This window comes from Ensifer sp. ENS03 (assembly GCF_014852035.1).
GTDB classification, from domain to species: Bacteria; Pseudomonadota; Alphaproteobacteria; order Rhizobiales; family Rhizobiaceae; genus Ensifer; species Ensifer adhaerens.
The window spans coordinates 559,853-574,662 of sequence record NZ_JACVAV010000003.1 but is presented as its reverse complement, the minus strand read 5'-3'; the positions used below and the strand labels follow the sequence as shown (position 1 = coordinate 574,662).

Below are 14,810 nucleotides of genomic sequence, written 5' to 3'. Positions count from 1 at the left end.
ACGCGGCTTTCCTCGTCCCACCTCCGGCTATTTACGTGGCGGCGCGGTGCTGCCACGGATGTTGAGCGTGGTCGGCAGGACGATGGCCGGCTCTGCGGCGACGTCACCATCCGAGAGGACGTTGAGAAGCTGCGACATCGCCGTGCGACCGATGTCGGCGCGCGGCTGGCTGACGGTCGTCAGCGGCGGATAGAAGGCCTTGCTGAGATAGAGATCGTCGAAGCCGACGACCGAGACGTCGCCGGGCACCTCGCGGCCAAGCCGCCGTAGCGCATGGATTGCGCCGTAGGCCATCTCGTCGTTGGCGGCGAAAATCGCGGTCGGCGGCTCCGGCAGGGCGAAAAGGTCCGAGGCGCAGGCCTCGCCGCTTTCGAGCAGGTAGTCGCCGCGCACCTCGTACCCCTCGGGGACCGCAAGGCCGGCCGCTTTCATGGCGGCCCGGTAGCCGTCGCGGCGGTGGAGCGCCATGACCTCCGGCAGGGGACCAGCGATATGGGCGATGCGGCGATGGCCGAGCGCGATCAGATGGTCGACCGCAGCCTCAGCGGCGGCGACGTTGTCGATTTGCACATGCGGGAAGCCGGACCCCTCGATCATTTCGAGCGCGATAACGACAGGCAGATGCGAGAGATCGGCGCTTTCGCCCGGCTCAGGCGGCGGCAGCTTGCCGGTCATCAGGATCATGCCGTCGGCATGGCCGTCGCGCAGCATGTTGAAATACTCGACCTCGCGGTCCGGGTCGTTCTCGGTGTTGCCCATGAGGACGGCGTAACCGGCCTCGCGCGCCGTCGCCTCCACGCCCTTCAGGATCTCGAGGTAGAAGGGGTTGCCGACGTCGCGCACGACAAGCAGTACCGACATCGACCGGCGCGTTCGCAAGTTGCGGGCGCTGACATTCGGGCGGTAGTTGAGCTCGCGCGCCAGCGCGTTGATGCGCTGGCGTGTCTCGTCCGTCACCAGCGACGAGCCGCTCAGTGCCCGCGAAACGGTCGCAACCGAGACACCGGCGCGTTCTGCGATATCCTTGATCTTCGGCCGCTCGCTCATGCGCGCATCGCCCTCCCGCGGCCGTAGAACAGCATGAGCAGCAGCAGCGTCGCGCCGAACACCATCTGACGGCCGGACTCGTCGATGTTCACCGTCGTCAGGATGCCCTGGAGGATGACAAGCAGCAGCGCGCCGGCCATGGTCCCGGTGTAACCGCCCTTGCCACCGGCAAGCGACGTGCCGCCAAAGACGACCGCGATGATCGACGACAGCATGTATTGCTCGCCGACATTGGCGAAAGACGATCCGGAATAACCGAGCAGGCAGAGCCCGGCGATCGCGGCGAACATGCCCGAGATCATGAAGAGACCGATGCGCATGAGCCGAACCGGCACGCCGGCCATATAGGCCGCGTGCTCGTTGGAGCCGATCGCGTAGATCCGATGACCGAAGACGGTGCGGTTCAGCATGAAGGCCATGAACAGGCCGATCACGATCCAGAGCCAGATGATGCCGGGAATGCCGAGCGCCAGCGGCTGGGTCACGAAGGCGGAGAGGCCGGGCGCGGCGCGACCCGAGGGAATGCCCTGGCGGATGACCACCAGCAGGCCCTGCAGCACGCCCAGCATGCCGAGTGTCATCACCAGCGGCGGGATGCGCAGAAGCGTGACGCCGAGGCCGTTCAAAAGGCCGAAGAAGGCGCCGGCCGCCAGGCAGGCGAGCACCGCCGGCAGGATGCCGCCATCGGCACCGTTCATGACATTGCCGGCGATGATCGCCGAGAGCGACACGACGCCGCCGACGGAGAGGTCGATGCCCTCGCGGCCGCCGAGAATGACGACGTTCTGGCCGGCGGCGACGATGCCGAGCAGCGAGGCGACGATCAAGAGCCGGAGGATCTGATCGGCCGAGGCAAACCCCGGCGACAGGCTTTGGCCAAGATAGAGCAGCGCGACGATGAGGATGAGCGCCACGACCAGCGGCTGTTTGAAGAACGACGTAACCGAGCTCATGCGCGTGCCCTCCGACCGGCGAGCACGCCGGCCATCAAGACGATCAGAATGGCGAGGCCCTGGACGAAGTTCTGCCATTCCGACGGCGTGCCCATGAAGAAGACCAGGGAATTGACGAGGCCGATCGTCAGGGCGCCGAGCAGAGAGCCGACCACCGTCGTCCAGCCGCCGGCAAGCGCACTGCCGCCAAGCACGACGGCGGCGACGCTGTAGAGCGTCATCTTGCCGCCGACCAGCGGATCGCCGCTCGCTGTATCACCCGTGAGGCAGAAAGCGGCAAGCGCCGAGAACAGCCCGCACAGAAGGTAGCCCTTGATGCGGACGGCGACGACCGGAAGCCCGGTCTGATAGGCGGCCTGCTGGTCGTCACCGACGGCCAGCAGTTCGGTGACGATGCGCGTGCGCGACAGGAAGTAAAGCAGGACAGCCAGCGCCGCGAGCACGTAGAAGACGAAGGGCAGGCCCAAGAGGCGGCCGCCATAGGTGCGCCAGAACAGTGCCGGCGCCGGCGTACCGGCAACGGGCATGACATAGAGCGCCAGCCCGGTGAAGAAGATGCTGGTCGCAAAGGTGGCGACGATCGCCTGCAGCCGAAGTGCTGCGACGACCAGTCCGTTGACCAGCCCGCAGGCAAGTCCGATGAGGACGCCGAGCGCAAGTGCGAGCAGCACGGCACCGGCGCCGCCGCCCCAGCGCTCCATCAGGACGACGATCGCGACATTGACCAGCGACAGCGTCGCGCCGGCGGAAAGATCGATATCGCCGGCGGAGACGACATAGGTCTGCGCGATCGCCAGCATGATCAGCGCCATATAGGTGCTGAGCAGACCCGTCAGCGAGCGGTAGCTCAGGCTGTTGGGCGAAAAGAGGCCGTTCAGCGCCAGCAGCACGATGAGGATGACCAGTGCCGGCAGGAAGGGGTAGCGCTCGAGCCAGGAGCGCAGCCCACCGCTCCTTGGAGAGGAAATGTCTGTCGCGGTCGATGTCATCATGCGGCCTCGTATGCAGCCTGGTAGAGATTGTAGCGGGTGCGATCGTCACCGATCAGCTCGCGTGTCACCGAGCCGCCGTTGAAGACGAGGATACGGTTGGCGTTGCCGAGCAGCTCGGCGTCCTCGGACGAATAGAGCAGGATGCCGAGGCCTTCGGCCGCAAGCTGGCGAATGAGCGCAAAGAGATCGGCCTTGGCCTGGAGGTCGATGCCCTTGGTTGGGTCGTCGAGCAGCAGCACGTCGGGCCGATCGATCAGCCATCGGGCGATGATCACTTTCTGCTGGTTGCCGCCGGAAAGCGAATTGATCGGATGGAAGAGGCTCGCAAACTTGGTGTGCATCGCTTCGAGCGCCGGCATCGCCTTGTTTTTGAGGCTCGAGGGCCGCGCGAGCATCAGCCGGTCGCGAAGATAATGGATCGGCGTGACGTTCTCTATGATCGGACGGCCGCTGATGACGCCGTCGCGACCGCGGTCGCCGGAGACATAGGCGCAGCCACGGCGAATGGCGTCGCGCGGGCTTTTGGCATCATAGCGTTCGCCGCCGATCGTCACCTCGCCGGATGAAACGGTGCTTGCGCCGAAGATGGCCCGCAGCAGCGCCGATTGCCCCTGCCCGTGCAGCCCGCCGAGCCCGAGGATCTCGCCCTTTGCCACCTCGAAGCTGACATCGCGAAAGCCCTTGCCCGAGAGGCTACGTACGGAGATCGCCGTCTGCGCGCCAGTTTCCACCACCGCTGGTGCCGATGACCTTGCAGCCGGCATGTCGCTGGCGCCGCCGACCATCAGCCGGATGACCGTTGCCGGGTCGGTCTCGGAGAGTTTCAACGTCTCGATGGTCTCGCCGTCGCGGATGATCGTCACGCGATCGCCGATCGCGGTGATTTCGTCCATGCGGTGCGAGATGAAGATGATGCCGCGACCCTGGCCTTTGAGATCGCGCAGGATCTCGAAGAAGCGATCGACCTGGGCGCGGTCAAGTGCGGAGGTCGGCTCGTCGAAGATCAGGATCGGCGCTTCGCTGGCGAGCGCCTTCATGATCTCCACCAGTTGCCGCTGGTCCGCCCGGAGATTGCCGACCAGGGCCTCCGCGTGGAAACCTTCGCCGGAGACCTCCGAGAACAAGGCGATGTAGCGCGCCGCGCGCGCCTTCATTGCCGCCCGGTCGATGAAGAGGCCGGCCTTCACCGGCAGGGCGGAAAGGCAGATGTTTTCCTCGACCGACCGGTGGCTGGCGAGGCTGAGTTCCTGGTAGAAAATGCCGATGCCGGCGGCGCGTGCGGCTTGCGGCCCGGAGATCGTCACGCGCTTGTCGTTGATCAGGATCTGGCCGCCATCCGGCCGCACGCTGCCGGCGATGATCTTGCACAGTGTGCTCTTGCCGGAGCCGTTGGAGCCCATCAGCACATGCACTTCGCCGGCAGCGATCTCAAGGTCGCCGCGGCGTAGCGCCAGCGTTGCGCCGTAAGCCTTGCTCACGCCGTTCAGTCTCAGTTTCGACATCGGCTGTCGTCCATTTGGTTGCTTGCCGCATCTTCAGGGATGCTCGCGCTCGGCACCGGCTCCACTGCAGCAATCTTTCACGCCCGATCGGCCTTGGTCGGTGGCCATCGGCGGCATCGGTCGCCGGGCGGCTCAAGACAAGAGTCGCCCGGCGAAACCCGAACTTACTTGAACAACGCCGTGGCGTCGTCGATCGAAAGCGCGTTGGTGTAGGAGTAGTAGCCCGGCTTGCCGTCGAGCTGCTTGGCGGCGTCGCCGAGGTTCTTGCTGTCGATGAACGGGATCGGCAGATACATGGCGTTCTTGTACTGGCCAGCCGTTGCCGGCTCCTTCAGTTCCTTGCCCTGCAGCATCAGCACCGCGACGTTGAGCGCGCTTGCCATGACGCCCGGCGGGTTGACGGTCGCGCCGGAATTCAGCTTGTCCTTGACCCAGAGATCGATGAAATCCTTGCGGATTTCGCCGGTTGCGGCGATCTGGCTGGTCTTGCCCGCATCCATGATCGACTTCCAGGCGCCAGCCGCCATGCCGTCCTGCACGACGACGCCGTTGATATCAGGATAGGTCGCAAGAATGTTCTGCATCGCTTGCTGGCCCTGGGCCTGATCCCAGTTGGCGTTGACCTCGTTGACCACCTGCAGATCTGGATAATCCTTGAAGACGCTCTTGTAGCCGGCAACGCGCATTTCGTTGGCCGGATGGCCGGCGACGCCGTTGATGGCGACCACCTTGCCCTTGCCGCCGAGCGTGTCAGCCAGCCACTTGGCGCCGGCGGCGCCCCAGGCCGTCTGGTCGATGCCGACATAGGTCGCATCCGGCGAGGAAACCTCAGCGTCCGTCGCGATCACCAGGATGCCGGCTTCCTTCGCCTGGGCGAAGATCGGATCGAAGGCCGTCGGGCTGTTGGGGTTGATGATGATGGCGTTAACGCCTTCGGCGATGAAGTTGCGCACATGCGCGATCTGCCCGGGTACGTCGACATTGGCACTCTGGACGGAGACTTCGACGTCGACGCCCTTCTCCTTCCACTTCGCCGCGGCCTCCTTGGCCTCGTCGATCATCTGCGTGCGCCATTCGCTGCCGACCCAGCCGTTGGACAGGCCGATCTTGAAGGTCTCGGCATTGGCGAAAGAAGCGGAAATGGCAATGGTTGCGACAGCGCCTAGCGCTGCGGCGATAAATTTCTTCATCAGATCCTCCCAAATCTTGCGAAAACCATGAAGCCAGAAAATGTAATCGATTTCAATGGGCATTTTCGGGAATTTTGTGCGGTTTCGTTTTCCGCCGCCGGGAGGATCAAGGAGATAACGGAAAGCGTCGGGCGCGGGCAGAATAGACTTCGGAAAGTGTCTCACCGAGAGAAGCCAATAGTGCTTGGTTCCCCCTCCCCGCTGTGCGACAGCAAGGGCAGAGGCGGTGACGATTCGTCGTTGCGCCAACTGGAATGAACTGCAGGAATGACGCCATGACATGAAGGCGCTGCGGGATTGATCCCAATGGCCGCCCGAACAGCGGCCCGCCCGTTGCTCAAATCGCAACACTTCGTTGCTTGCCGGCCGGCTAGCCGCAATTTGCCCTCACCGCCTACTCTGAACGCTGGGCAAAGAACAACAACTGGCTCCCAACCAGAGGAGAACATCATGACCGGGAAAACCGGAGCCGCCTCGGGCGCGCTCTATCTGCATATCTTTGTGCTGGCGATCGTCATCGCCTCCGAGCTGATCGGCATTCAGCGTCTGCCGATCGGTATCGGCACCGTCATCTTCCTGCCGATCCTTTACGCCTTCGCGCTTGGCATCGCCTTCAATCCGGCCATTTTCAAGGCGACCGGCAAGTTCCTGTCGCGCGATGCGGTCAAGCTTTCCGGCGCGATGATCACCGTTGCCATCATGCCGTTCATCGCCAAGTTCGGAACGACGGTCGGCCCGCAGATTTCGCAGATCATCGAGGCCGGCCCGGCGCTGGTTCTGCAGGAACTCGGCAATCTCGGAACGATCATCGTCGCCTTCCCGGTCGCAGTGTTCCTTCTCAAGATGGGCCGTGAAGCCGTCGGCGCCACCTATTCGATCGACCGCGAGCCGAACATCGCGCTGATCGCCGACAAATATGGCCTCAACTCGCCGGAAGGTGCCGGCGCCATGGGCGTTTATGCGACCGGCACGCTGATCGGCACCTTCGTCTTCGCCATCATGCCGCCGATCGTTCACGGCCTCGGCATCTTCGACGTGCGTGCGCTCGCCATGTCCTGCGGCGTCGGCTCCGGCTCGATGCTGGCGGCCTGCACCGGCGGTCTCGTCGCGGCGGTGCCGGACCAGAAGGACATCATTCTCGCGCTCGCCGCCGCCAGCAACATCCTGACCTATGCCACCGGCCTCTATGTCGGCATGTTCGTGGCGCTGCCGTTGACGGAGTGGCTCTACAACAAGGCGCGCCCATCCGAGCGTCGCACCGCAGCCTGATCGGGAGAGAGAACCATGACCAACCAGAACACCTCCGCCAACTACGCCGACGATCTCCCGCTGAACCCCGAGGACGAACGCAAGCTCGATGTGATCGGCCATGCCGGCCTGCTGATCATCGCCTGTGCGATCGGCCTTGTCGCCAACTGGGTCGGCACCGGAACGTCGCCGCTCACCGCATTGCCGGGCATGGCGACGCTATATGCCGCCTGTATCGTCGGCCTGGCGCTCGCCCGCTTCGTGCCCTTCTACCTGCCAAGCGTCGCCTGGGTTTCGCTGATCGCGATCCTCATCACCATCCCGGGCGTTCCGGGTGCAGCCTGGGTCAGCGAACAGGTCGAGCACCTCAACTTCCTCGCATTGGCGACCCCGGCGCTTGCCTATGGCGGCCTTGCCTTGACGGCGAACGAGTTCGCGATCGCCCGCCGCTCGGGCTGGAAGATCGTCATCGTCGCGATCTGCGTGATGGTCGGCACCTATATGGGCTCGGTCGTCGTCGCCGATCTCTTCCTGCGTCTCGGCCAGTAACGCGGCACGCAATTCCAGGAAGCGGTTTTCCGTCCGGAATTGTGTAAGAGAAACAGGTCGGCCGCTCTGCGGCCGGCCATCCCCTCAAACGACAGGACGCACGCCATGACACGCCACGACATCAGCCCCGAGCGCATCGAGGAAACGATCCGCTGGCGTCATCACCTGCATGCCCATCCCGAGCTTGCCTTCGAGGAACGCCAGACCGCGGCCTTCATCGCCGGCCGGCTTGCCGAATGGGGCATTGCCGTGAAGGACGGTTATGGCGGCACCGGGCTTGTCGGCACGCTCAGGCGTGGCACATCGAACCGATCGATCGCCATTCGCGCCGACATGGACGCGCTGCCGATCATCGAGACGAGCGGCGCTGCCTACGCCTCGAAGACGACGGGCAAGATGCACGCCTGCGGCCACGACGGCCACGTCGCCATGCTGCTGGCCGCCGCCCGGCAGGCGAGCGAGATGGACTTCGACGGCACCGTGCATTTCATCTTCCAGCCGGCCGAAGAGGCCGAGGGCGGTGCCCGCGTCATGGTCGCCGATGGCCTCTTCCGTGATTTCCCGGCCGATGCCGTCTATGCGCTGCACAACTGGCCGGCGCTCGACGTCGGCTCGGTGGTGGCCCGCGACGACGCGATGATGGCCGCCTTCGGGGTCTTCGAAATCACCATCACCGGTCGCGGCGCCCATGGGGCGATGCCGCATGAGGGTGCTGACCCGCTCGTCGCTAGCGCCCAGATCGTCACGGCCTTGCAGACGATTGCCAGCCGTAACGTCTCGCCACTCGAAGCGGCCGTCGTCTCCGTCACACAGATCCACGGCGGCGACGCCTGGAACGTGATCCCGGAAAAAGCCGTGATCCGCGGCACCACGCGCTGGTTCGACAAGGCGGTCGGTGACACGCTCGAAAACCGGATGCGCACGCTCGTTTCGGCCCTTGCCGAAGGGCTCGGCTGCACGGCCGAGCTCGATTATCAGCGCCGCTATCCGGCGACGATCAACGATCCCGCAGCCGCCGCGCTCGCACGCTCGGTCGCCGCGGCAGACCCGGCCTTGACGGTCATCGACGCGCCACCAAGCATGGCGGCCGAGGACTTCGCCTTCATGCTCGACGAACGTCCCGGCTGCTATCTCTGGCTCGGCGCAAGACGCGAGGGCGTTAACCCCGGCCTGCACTCGCCGCACTACGATTTCAACGACGCGATCATCGGCCAGGGCGTAAACCTCTGGACACGCCTGATCGCGACCTCGCTTGGTCGTTGACCCCAAGGGGATTCCGTCGCATCCATGACCACCATGGACGTACTCGACGCGAAAGCGCTCAGGATCTTTATGGCGGTTGCGCGCATCGGTTCGATCCGGGGCGCTGCGGAGCATATGGGGCTGGCGCCATCGGTCGTCAGCCGCCAGATCGCCGACACTGAACGCGACATCGGCCTGTCCCTCTTCGAGCGCACCGCCCGCGGCACGGTCCTGACCGACGCCGGTGAACTGGTGCTCGAACACGGCAAACGCGTGCTCGAGGACAACGGGCTGCTTGCCGAGCAGCTCGACCAGATCCGCGGCGTGCAGCAGACCCGCATCCGCATTCGCTGCGGCGAAGGTTTCATGGCCGACCTGGTGGAGCACGGGCTCTCGTCGTTCTCAAAGGCACACTCCTATGTGCGCTACATCGTCGAACTCGGCAGCACCGAAGACGTCGTCGACGCCATCGCCAACAGCGACGCCGACATCGGCATCGCCTACAATCCCCTGACCGAACCGCGCATCCGGGCGCTGGCGATTGCGCGCCAGCCGCTCTGCGTCATCGTGCCGGCGGGCCATCCCCTGTCCGAGCGCAGCGACCTGAAACTTGCCGATTGCCTCGCCTTCCCGTGCGCGCTGCTCGGCAAGGGCAATGGCGTGACACAACTGGTGGCGCGGGTGGCGGCCGATGCGGGGCTGGCGCTGGCGCCGTTGCTCGAAACCCATTCGATCGAGGTGCTCCGCCGCTTCGTTGCAGCAAGCCTTGGCGTCACCTTCCTGCCGCGCACGTCCGTAACCGTGGAAATCGCGCGCGGGTCCATGCAGGCGATCGACCTCTCCGATCCGCTGCTGAGCGAGGCGAGCGCGCATTTGATGGTGCGGGCCCACCGCCGCCTGCCGCTGTCGGTCGAAAAACTCGGCCAGCATCTCGCGCGCGAGATGCAATCCTTCCAGACTTAGAAGACCGTCCTAGCTCGATGAAACCCGCGCGGCGCTAACGCTCGCCTTTCCCATCACCGGCGGTCGAGCAGACGTTGCCACGCCAGCAACGCATTGTACCAGGCGCGCCGTCTACCCGCTCGCCAGCCCGCATGCCACCTTCGCCGGATCATTCTGATCATACGAGGGTAAGCGGATCATGACGGCGGAACGAACGACAGTTGGCGTGGTGGGTTTGGGCGCCATGGGTCTCGGCATGGCGACGACGCTCGCCGGCAAAGGTTTTGCCGTCAAGGGCTTCGACCTCTCCGAGGCCCGGCGCACGCTTGCCGCCGAAGGCGGGGTGACCCCGGTCGAGGCTCTGACTGACGTCTTCTTCGACACCAACTTCATCGTCTTCTCGCTGCCGACCGCCAAGGACGTGGCAGCCGTCGTCGAGGCCAATCTCGAAGCGCTGAAGGCGGCCGGCCGCCGCGTCGTCATCATCGACACCTCGACCTCCGAGCCGGATGTCTCGCGTGATCTCGCCGCAGCCCTTGCCGGCCTCGGCCACGGCTTCATCGACGCGCCGGTCTCCGGCGGTCCGGCAGGTGCCGCAAGCGGCAAGCTGACGATGATGATCGGTGGCAGTGATGCGGACGTCGCCCTTGCCGGCCCGGTGATCGACGCGATGTCGGCCAAGGCCCTGCATGTCGGCCCGAGCGGCGCCGGCAACGTTGCCAAGCTCGTCAACAACCTGCTCGCCGCCGCCCATATGGTGACGACGGGCGAAGGGCTGAAGCTGGCGCTTGCCGCCGGGCTCGATGCGGACGAGGCGCTGAAGGTGCTCAACGCCGCGTCCGGCAAATCGATGATCAGCGAAGTGCATTTCCCGACCTGGGTGATGAACGGCCGCTTCGACAGCGGCTTCACCATGGGCCTGATGCGCAAGGACGTGCGGCTTGCCAGCGAGCTTGCGGCCCGCACCGGCGCCGATCTGCCGCTCTCGGGCGCGGTCGCCAAGCTCTGGGCCGAGAGCCCGCTCGAAAACGCCGAGGACTTCACCCGCATGGGCGCCTTCCGCCCGGTGGCCAACGACAACTGAGACTTGAAGGGAACGACGATGAACGACATGACCATGCCCGCCAAGGCCGAGCGCATCCGGGCGCTGTTCCACGGCATCATTCCCGGCACCGAGATCGGCAGCTATGTCGACGGCACGCTGGTGCCCGGTTCCGGCGACGAGCAGGCGCTCACCGATCCGGCGACCGGCGAAGTCTTCGCCACCTTCAAGGACGCCGGCGCTGATATCGTCGACGCCGCCATGCAGGCGGCAGCGCGCGCCCAGCGCGAATGGATCTCGATGACCGCTTCGGCGCGCGGCCGGGTGATGAACGAGATCGCCCGCAAGATCCGCGAGCGCGCCGGCGAGATTGCCGAGCTCGAAAGCCGCTCGGCCGGCCGGCCGATCCGCGACATCCGTGGCGAGGCTGTCCGGGTCGCCGAGATGTTCGAATATTATGCCGGCTGGTGCGACAAGCTGCACGGCGAGGTCATCCCGGTCCCGACCTCGCATCTGAACTATACCCGCAACGAGCCGGTTGGCGTCGTCGCCCAGATCACCCCTTGGAACGCGCCGCTCTTTACCGGCGGATGGCAGATTGCGCCTGCGATCTGCGCCGGCAACGGCGTCGTCATCAAGCCGTCGGAACTGACGCCGCTCAGCACGCTCGTGCTCGGTGCGCTCTGCGAGGCGGGCGGCGCGCCCCGTGGCCTCGTCAACGTCATCGCCGGCCAGGGCGTAACGGCGGGCCAGGCGATGGTCGCCCATCCGAAAACGGCACTCGTCGTCTTCGTCGGCTCGGCGCTTGCCGGTTCGGCCATTGCGGCAGCGGCTGCGAAGAACGTCGTGCCCTGTATCCTCGAACTCGGCGGCAAGTCCGGCAACATCGTCTTTGCCGATGCCGATATCGACCGCGCCATCGTCGGCGCCCAATCGGCGATCTTCTCTGGCGCCGGCCAGAGCTGCGTTGCCGGCTCACGCCTGCTCGTGCATCGCTCGGTGCACCAGCAGTTCGTCGAGCGTTATGCCGAGGCTGCCGCGCGCATCCCCGTCGGCGATCCCTATCTCGACAGCACGCAGATCGGCCCGATCAACAATGCACGACAATGGGCGAAGATCGCGGAAATGGTGCGCCAGGGCGTTGCCGAAGGTGCAACGCTTGCAACCGGCGGCGCCAAGCCGGCTTCTCTTCAAGCCTCCGGCGGCTTCTATTTCGCGCCGACCATTCTCGACAACGTCAAGCCGGACATGACGATCGCCCGCGAAGAGGTCTTCGGCCCGGTCGTCGGCGTCACCGTCTTCGACGACGAGGACGAGGCGGTCACCCTCGCCAACGACAACCCGTACGGCCTGGCAGGCGCCGTTTGGACCCGTGATGTCGGCCGCGCACACCGGGTCGCTTCAAGGGTGCGGGCCGGGACCTTCTGGATCAACGGCTACAAGACGATCAGTGTCATGTCGCCCTTCGGCGGCTTCGGCCGCTCCGGCTATGGCCGCTCCTCCGGCCGTGATGCACTGATGGCCTATACACAGACGAAGAGCGTCTGGGTCGAGACCGCGGAAAACCCGGCCGTCGTCTTCGGTTATTCGCCGGAAGCCTGATCGGCACGCCCCCCGAAACGAGAAACGGCCGGCAGAATGCCGGCCGTTTCTTTTTGTGACTGAAGCTCCTCTGGCTCAGAATTCAAACGCAGTCGACACCATGAAGGTGCGCGGCGCGCCGGCGGCAAGGAAGCCACGGGCGGACGAGGCCCAGTAGTTCTCGTCGAACACGTTCTGGACGGTCGCCCGGATTTCCACCGGCTTAGCGTTTTCACGCTCGAAGGAGTAACGCGCACCGAGATCGACCCGCGTCCAGTCCGAGACCTTCTGCGTGTTCCTCTGGTCGTAGTAGGTGCTGCCGGTATAAACGAGGCGACCGGTGAGCGTCAGGTCCTCGACCCAGGGTGTGTCGTATTCACCATAGAGGCTGATCGCGGTCGTCGGGACGCCGGGCACACGGTTGCCATCGAACCGCTCTCCTGTTCTCGAGTTCTCTGCCTTATCGAGCTTGGCGTCCATGAAGGTGATGCCACCAAGCAAGCGAACGCCGTCAACCGGTTCGCCATAGGCTGAAAGCTCGATGCCACGGTTCACCTGCAGGCCGTCGACGGCGAAGACGCCGCCGGTTGTCAAACCGTTTGGCTGCCTGATCTCGAACAGCGCTGCGCCGAGCATTACTTCGCCGAGGTCGTATTTGAAGCCGATTTCCTTCTGCTTGCTGACAACAGGAGGGAAAATCTGGTCGCTGTTCAGAGCGTTGGACGGCGCTGACGGCCCTTCGGTCAGAGCTTCCACGTAGTTGCCGTAGACAGAGAAGCTGTCGGTGACGTTTACGAGTGCCGCGACGGCAGGGCTGAACCGGCCTTCCTCGTAATAGTAGGTCTGTTGACCGAGCGGCACGGCGCCGGGACGCGTATTGTACCCTCGTACACGCATTTCCTGATAGCGCCCGCCGACCGTCAGCTGGAAACGGTCTTCGGCAAAGGAAAGCGTATCGGAGATCGCGACGCTGGTCGCGAGCAGGTCCGAAAACGCATGCAGGTCGTTCGAGCGCGGAAGCCCGCCCGTATTGACCCAATCGCTCGGCACATAGATCGGATTGTAGATGTTGGTCATGTAGCTTCTGAAGCCGAGCCTGCCCGGATGGAAGTAGCCGCGGTTATTCTCGTTGAGCGCTCGGCTCACAGAAACGCTGAGCTGATGACCGACGGGTCCGGTATCGAACTCCGAGCGGAGACCAACCTCACCCGAGACCCCCTGGATCTCCTGCGGATTGTAGCCGAACTCGGCCAGCGCATCGCCATTGGGATTTTGAATGGTGTAGGACGTGCTCAGGAAGTCCTCGCGGTAGCGGCTGATGCCGCCGGCGGCGTAAACAGTGGTGTTCTCCAGCACGTCGAACTCGACGCGGCCAGCGACCATATTGTGTTCGCTGTCATGGTATTCGAACGGGTTGGACGTGTTGATCCGGCCGTCCGGCGCTTCCGGGATCTTGATGCCCGGCGCTGCCGCGTTGAACAGAGAGGCCGGCGCATTGATGTTCTGCTTGGAATGATTGAGGTCGAGCGAGGCACGCACCCGATCGCCGCGATAGTCGAGCCCGAGCGACAGCACGCCGATCTCGTTTTCGTTGTGGTCAAGCGCCGTGTCGCCGCCACGATAGGAACCGTTGAAACGGACGCCCCATTCGCCCTCGGGCCCGAAACGGCGACCGACATCGAGGTGCGACCACAATTGCGAGTCCGACATATAGGTGGTCGTCAGTCGCGTCAGCGGCTCGTCGGTGGCGCGCTTGGGCACCAGATTGATAGTCCCACCGACGCGGCCGACGCCGCCGTTGACCAGCGCGCTCGGGCCTTTCAGGACCTCGACGCGCTCGATACCCTCAAGGGGGCTGCGGCGCGGGTTGGTGATGTAGAAGAGGCCGTCATAGGCCGTATCCAGATTGGTGACCGAGAAGCCGCGAATGAAGAACGAATCACGCTCGCTGAACGCCGGCGCATCCATGCGTACCGAGGGATCGTTGAGGGTGACATCGGCGACCGTTCGCGCCTGCTGATCGCGGATCAGCTTATCCGTGTAGCTGGTGACGCTGAACGGGGTTTCCTTGACAGGACGGTTGCCGAGCGCGCCAAGCCGCGCACCGGTCGCCATCTGACCGCCCGCATAGGGAGCTGACGGCTGGCCGATGGTGCCGGTCTCAGGCGGCTGACCGCCCGCTTGCCCGACGGCCACGATGGGGGCCAGCTGCGTCGCGCCGCCCGAACTGCGTTCAGCCTGGGCCAGGCTTTCGACCCGGTTGGTCTTGCGTGCCTCCTGGGCCGACGCCGCCACGGCGGACATTGCCAGCAGCGACACGCCCGCCAGCACGACTTTGGCTCGCCGACGCGAAACCGAATTGAACCTGCCCCTTGCCATTCTCTTACCCCTGTAACTTCGATTAAGGTGAATTCCGTATCCGCCACTGTCGCCGGCCGAACCCAGCCGCTCAGAACGCGACGCACGCGCCTTGCCCGTTGAACAACGGTGCAGGGCGAGCCCCGGACATTGCGTTCAGTTGC

At 64.8% G+C, this 14,810-nt stretch carries 12 protein-coding genes; 6 read left to right on the top strand and 6 right to left on the bottom strand.

Features of this window, described 5'->3' with window-relative positions:
* Nucleotides 1-27 precede the first annotated feature (27 nt).
* The 5 genes from IB263_RS15460 to IB263_RS15440 all read right to left on the bottom strand — a co-directional run bounded on the left by IB263_RS15460 (nucleotide 28) and on the right by IB263_RS15440 (nucleotide 5,684).
* The gene (locus IB263_RS15460; protein ID WP_034805663.1) at nucleotides 28-1,047 is read right to left on the bottom strand and encodes a LacI family DNA-binding transcriptional regulator; all 1,020 of its coding nucleotides are present in this window, start codon (nucleotides 1,045-1,047) and stop codon (nucleotides 28-30) included.
* Nucleotides 1,044-2,000: an ABC transporter permease gene (locus tag IB263_RS15455; protein ID WP_034805661.1), complete on the bottom strand. Its 957-nt coding sequence runs from the start codon at nucleotides 1,998-2,000 to the stop codon at nucleotides 1,044-1,046. The genes IB263_RS15460 and IB263_RS15455 overlap by 4 nt, the downstream gene beginning before the upstream one ends.
* On the bottom strand, nucleotides 1,997-2,989 hold the full coding sequence (locus tag IB263_RS15450; protein ID WP_034805955.1) for an ABC transporter permease: 993 nt from the start codon (nucleotides 2,987-2,989) through the stop codon (nucleotides 1,997-1,999). Before IB263_RS15450 ends, IB263_RS15455 begins: the two co-directional genes overlap by 4 nt.
* The gene (locus IB263_RS15445) at nucleotides 2,989-4,494 is read right to left on the bottom strand and encodes a sugar ABC transporter ATP-binding protein (protein WP_034805659.1); all 1,506 of its coding nucleotides are present in this window, start codon (nucleotides 4,492-4,494) and stop codon (nucleotides 2,989-2,991) included. Before IB263_RS15445 ends, IB263_RS15450 begins: the two co-directional genes overlap by 1 nt.
* Before the next feature lie 164 nt (nucleotides 4,495-4,658).
* Entirely contained in the window at nucleotides 4,659-5,684 is a 1,026-nt protein-coding gene (locus IB263_RS15440; RefSeq protein WP_034805952.1) for an ABC transporter substrate-binding protein, read from the bottom strand.
* Between the two features lie 450 nt (nucleotides 5,685-6,134).
* On the opposite strand from IB263_RS15440, the gene IB263_RS15435 reads away from it, so the two are divergent.
* The 6 genes from IB263_RS15435 to IB263_RS15410 all read left to right on the top strand — a co-directional run bounded on the left by IB263_RS15435 (nucleotide 6,135) and on the right by IB263_RS15410 (nucleotide 12,309).
* Entirely contained in the window at nucleotides 6,135-6,953 is an 819-nt protein-coding gene (locus IB263_RS15435; protein WP_034805657.1) for a DUF3100 domain-containing protein, read from the top strand.
* 15 nt (nucleotides 6,954-6,968) lie between these two features.
* Nucleotides 6,969-7,481: a hypothetical protein gene (locus IB263_RS15430; protein WP_034805654.1), complete on the top strand. Its 513-nt coding sequence runs from the start codon at nucleotides 6,969-6,971 to the stop codon at nucleotides 7,479-7,481.
* A 105-nt stretch (nucleotides 7,482-7,586) separates the two neighbouring features.
* Nucleotides 7,587-8,744: a M20 aminoacylase family protein gene (locus IB263_RS15425; protein WP_034805651.1), complete on the top strand. Its 1,158-nt coding sequence runs from the start codon at nucleotides 7,587-7,589 to the stop codon at nucleotides 8,742-8,744.
* Nucleotides 8,745-8,768: 24 nt separating this feature from the next.
* The gene (locus IB263_RS15420; RefSeq protein ID WP_234798789.1) at nucleotides 8,769-9,686 is read left to right on the top strand and encodes a LysR family transcriptional regulator; all 918 of its coding nucleotides are present in this window, start codon (nucleotides 8,769-8,771) and stop codon (nucleotides 9,684-9,686) included.
* 178 nt (nucleotides 9,687-9,864) lie between these two features.
* A complete protein-coding gene (locus IB263_RS15415) occupies nucleotides 9,865-10,749 on the top strand; it encodes an NAD(P)-dependent oxidoreductase (protein WP_034805645.1) in 885 nt (294 codons plus the stop codon).
* 18 nt (nucleotides 10,750-10,767) lie between these two features.
* Nucleotides 10,768-12,309, top strand: a complete 1,542-nt coding sequence (locus IB263_RS15410) for an aldehyde dehydrogenase family protein (RefSeq protein WP_034805642.1) — start codon at nucleotides 10,768-10,770, stop codon at nucleotides 12,307-12,309.
* 75 nt (nucleotides 12,310-12,384) lie between these two features.
* Here IB263_RS15410 and IB263_RS15405 read toward each other — a convergent pair whose 3' ends face one another.
* The gene (locus IB263_RS15405) at nucleotides 12,385-14,667 is read right to left on the bottom strand and encodes a TonB-dependent receptor (RefSeq protein ID WP_371814115.1); all 2,283 of its coding nucleotides are present in this window, start codon (nucleotides 14,665-14,667) and stop codon (nucleotides 12,385-12,387) included.
* Between the last annotated feature and the right edge of the window lie 143 nt (nucleotides 14,668-14,810).

Excerpts from the sequence above, each read along its gene's own strand:
- IB263_RS15460 (WP_034805663.1), bottom strand. The coding sequence starts at position 1,047 with ATGAGCGAGCGGCCGAAGATCAAGGATATCGCAGAACGCGCCGGTGTC.
- IB263_RS15455 (WP_034805661.1), bottom strand. The coding sequence starts at position 2,000 with ATGAGCTCGGTTACGTCGTTCTTCAAACAGCCGCTGGTCGTGGCGCTC.
- IB263_RS15450 (WP_034805955.1), bottom strand. The coding sequence starts at position 2,989 with ATGACATCGACCGCGACAGACATTTCCTCTCCAAGGAGCGGTGGGCTG.
- IB263_RS15445 (WP_034805659.1), bottom strand. The coding sequence starts at position 4,494 with ATGTCGAAACTGAGACTGAACGGCGTGAGCAAGGCTTACGGCGCAACG.
- IB263_RS15440 (WP_034805952.1), bottom strand. The coding sequence starts at position 5,684 with ATGAAGAAATTTATCGCCGCAGCGCTAGGCGCTGTCGCAACCATTGCC.
- IB263_RS15435 (WP_034805657.1), top strand. The coding sequence starts at position 6,135 with ATGACCGGGAAAACCGGAGCCGCCTCGGGCGCGCTCTATCTGCATATC.
- IB263_RS15430 (WP_034805654.1), top strand. The coding sequence starts at position 6,969 with ATGACCAACCAGAACACCTCCGCCAACTACGCCGACGATCTCCCGCTG.
- IB263_RS15425 (WP_034805651.1), top strand. The coding sequence starts at position 7,587 with ATGACACGCCACGACATCAGCCCCGAGCGCATCGAGGAAACGATCCGC.
- IB263_RS15420 (WP_234798789.1), top strand. The coding sequence starts at position 8,769 with ATGACCACCATGGACGTACTCGACGCGAAAGCGCTCAGGATCTTTATG.
- IB263_RS15415 (WP_034805645.1), top strand. The coding sequence starts at position 9,865 with ATGACGGCGGAACGAACGACAGTTGGCGTGGTGGGTTTGGGCGCCATG.
- IB263_RS15410 (WP_034805642.1), top strand. The coding sequence starts at position 10,768 with ATGAACGACATGACCATGCCCGCCAAGGCCGAGCGCATCCGGGCGCTG.
- IB263_RS15405 (WP_371814115.1), bottom strand. The coding sequence starts at position 14,667 with ATGGCAAGGGGCAGGTTCAATTCGGTTTCGCGTCGGCGAGCCAAAGTC.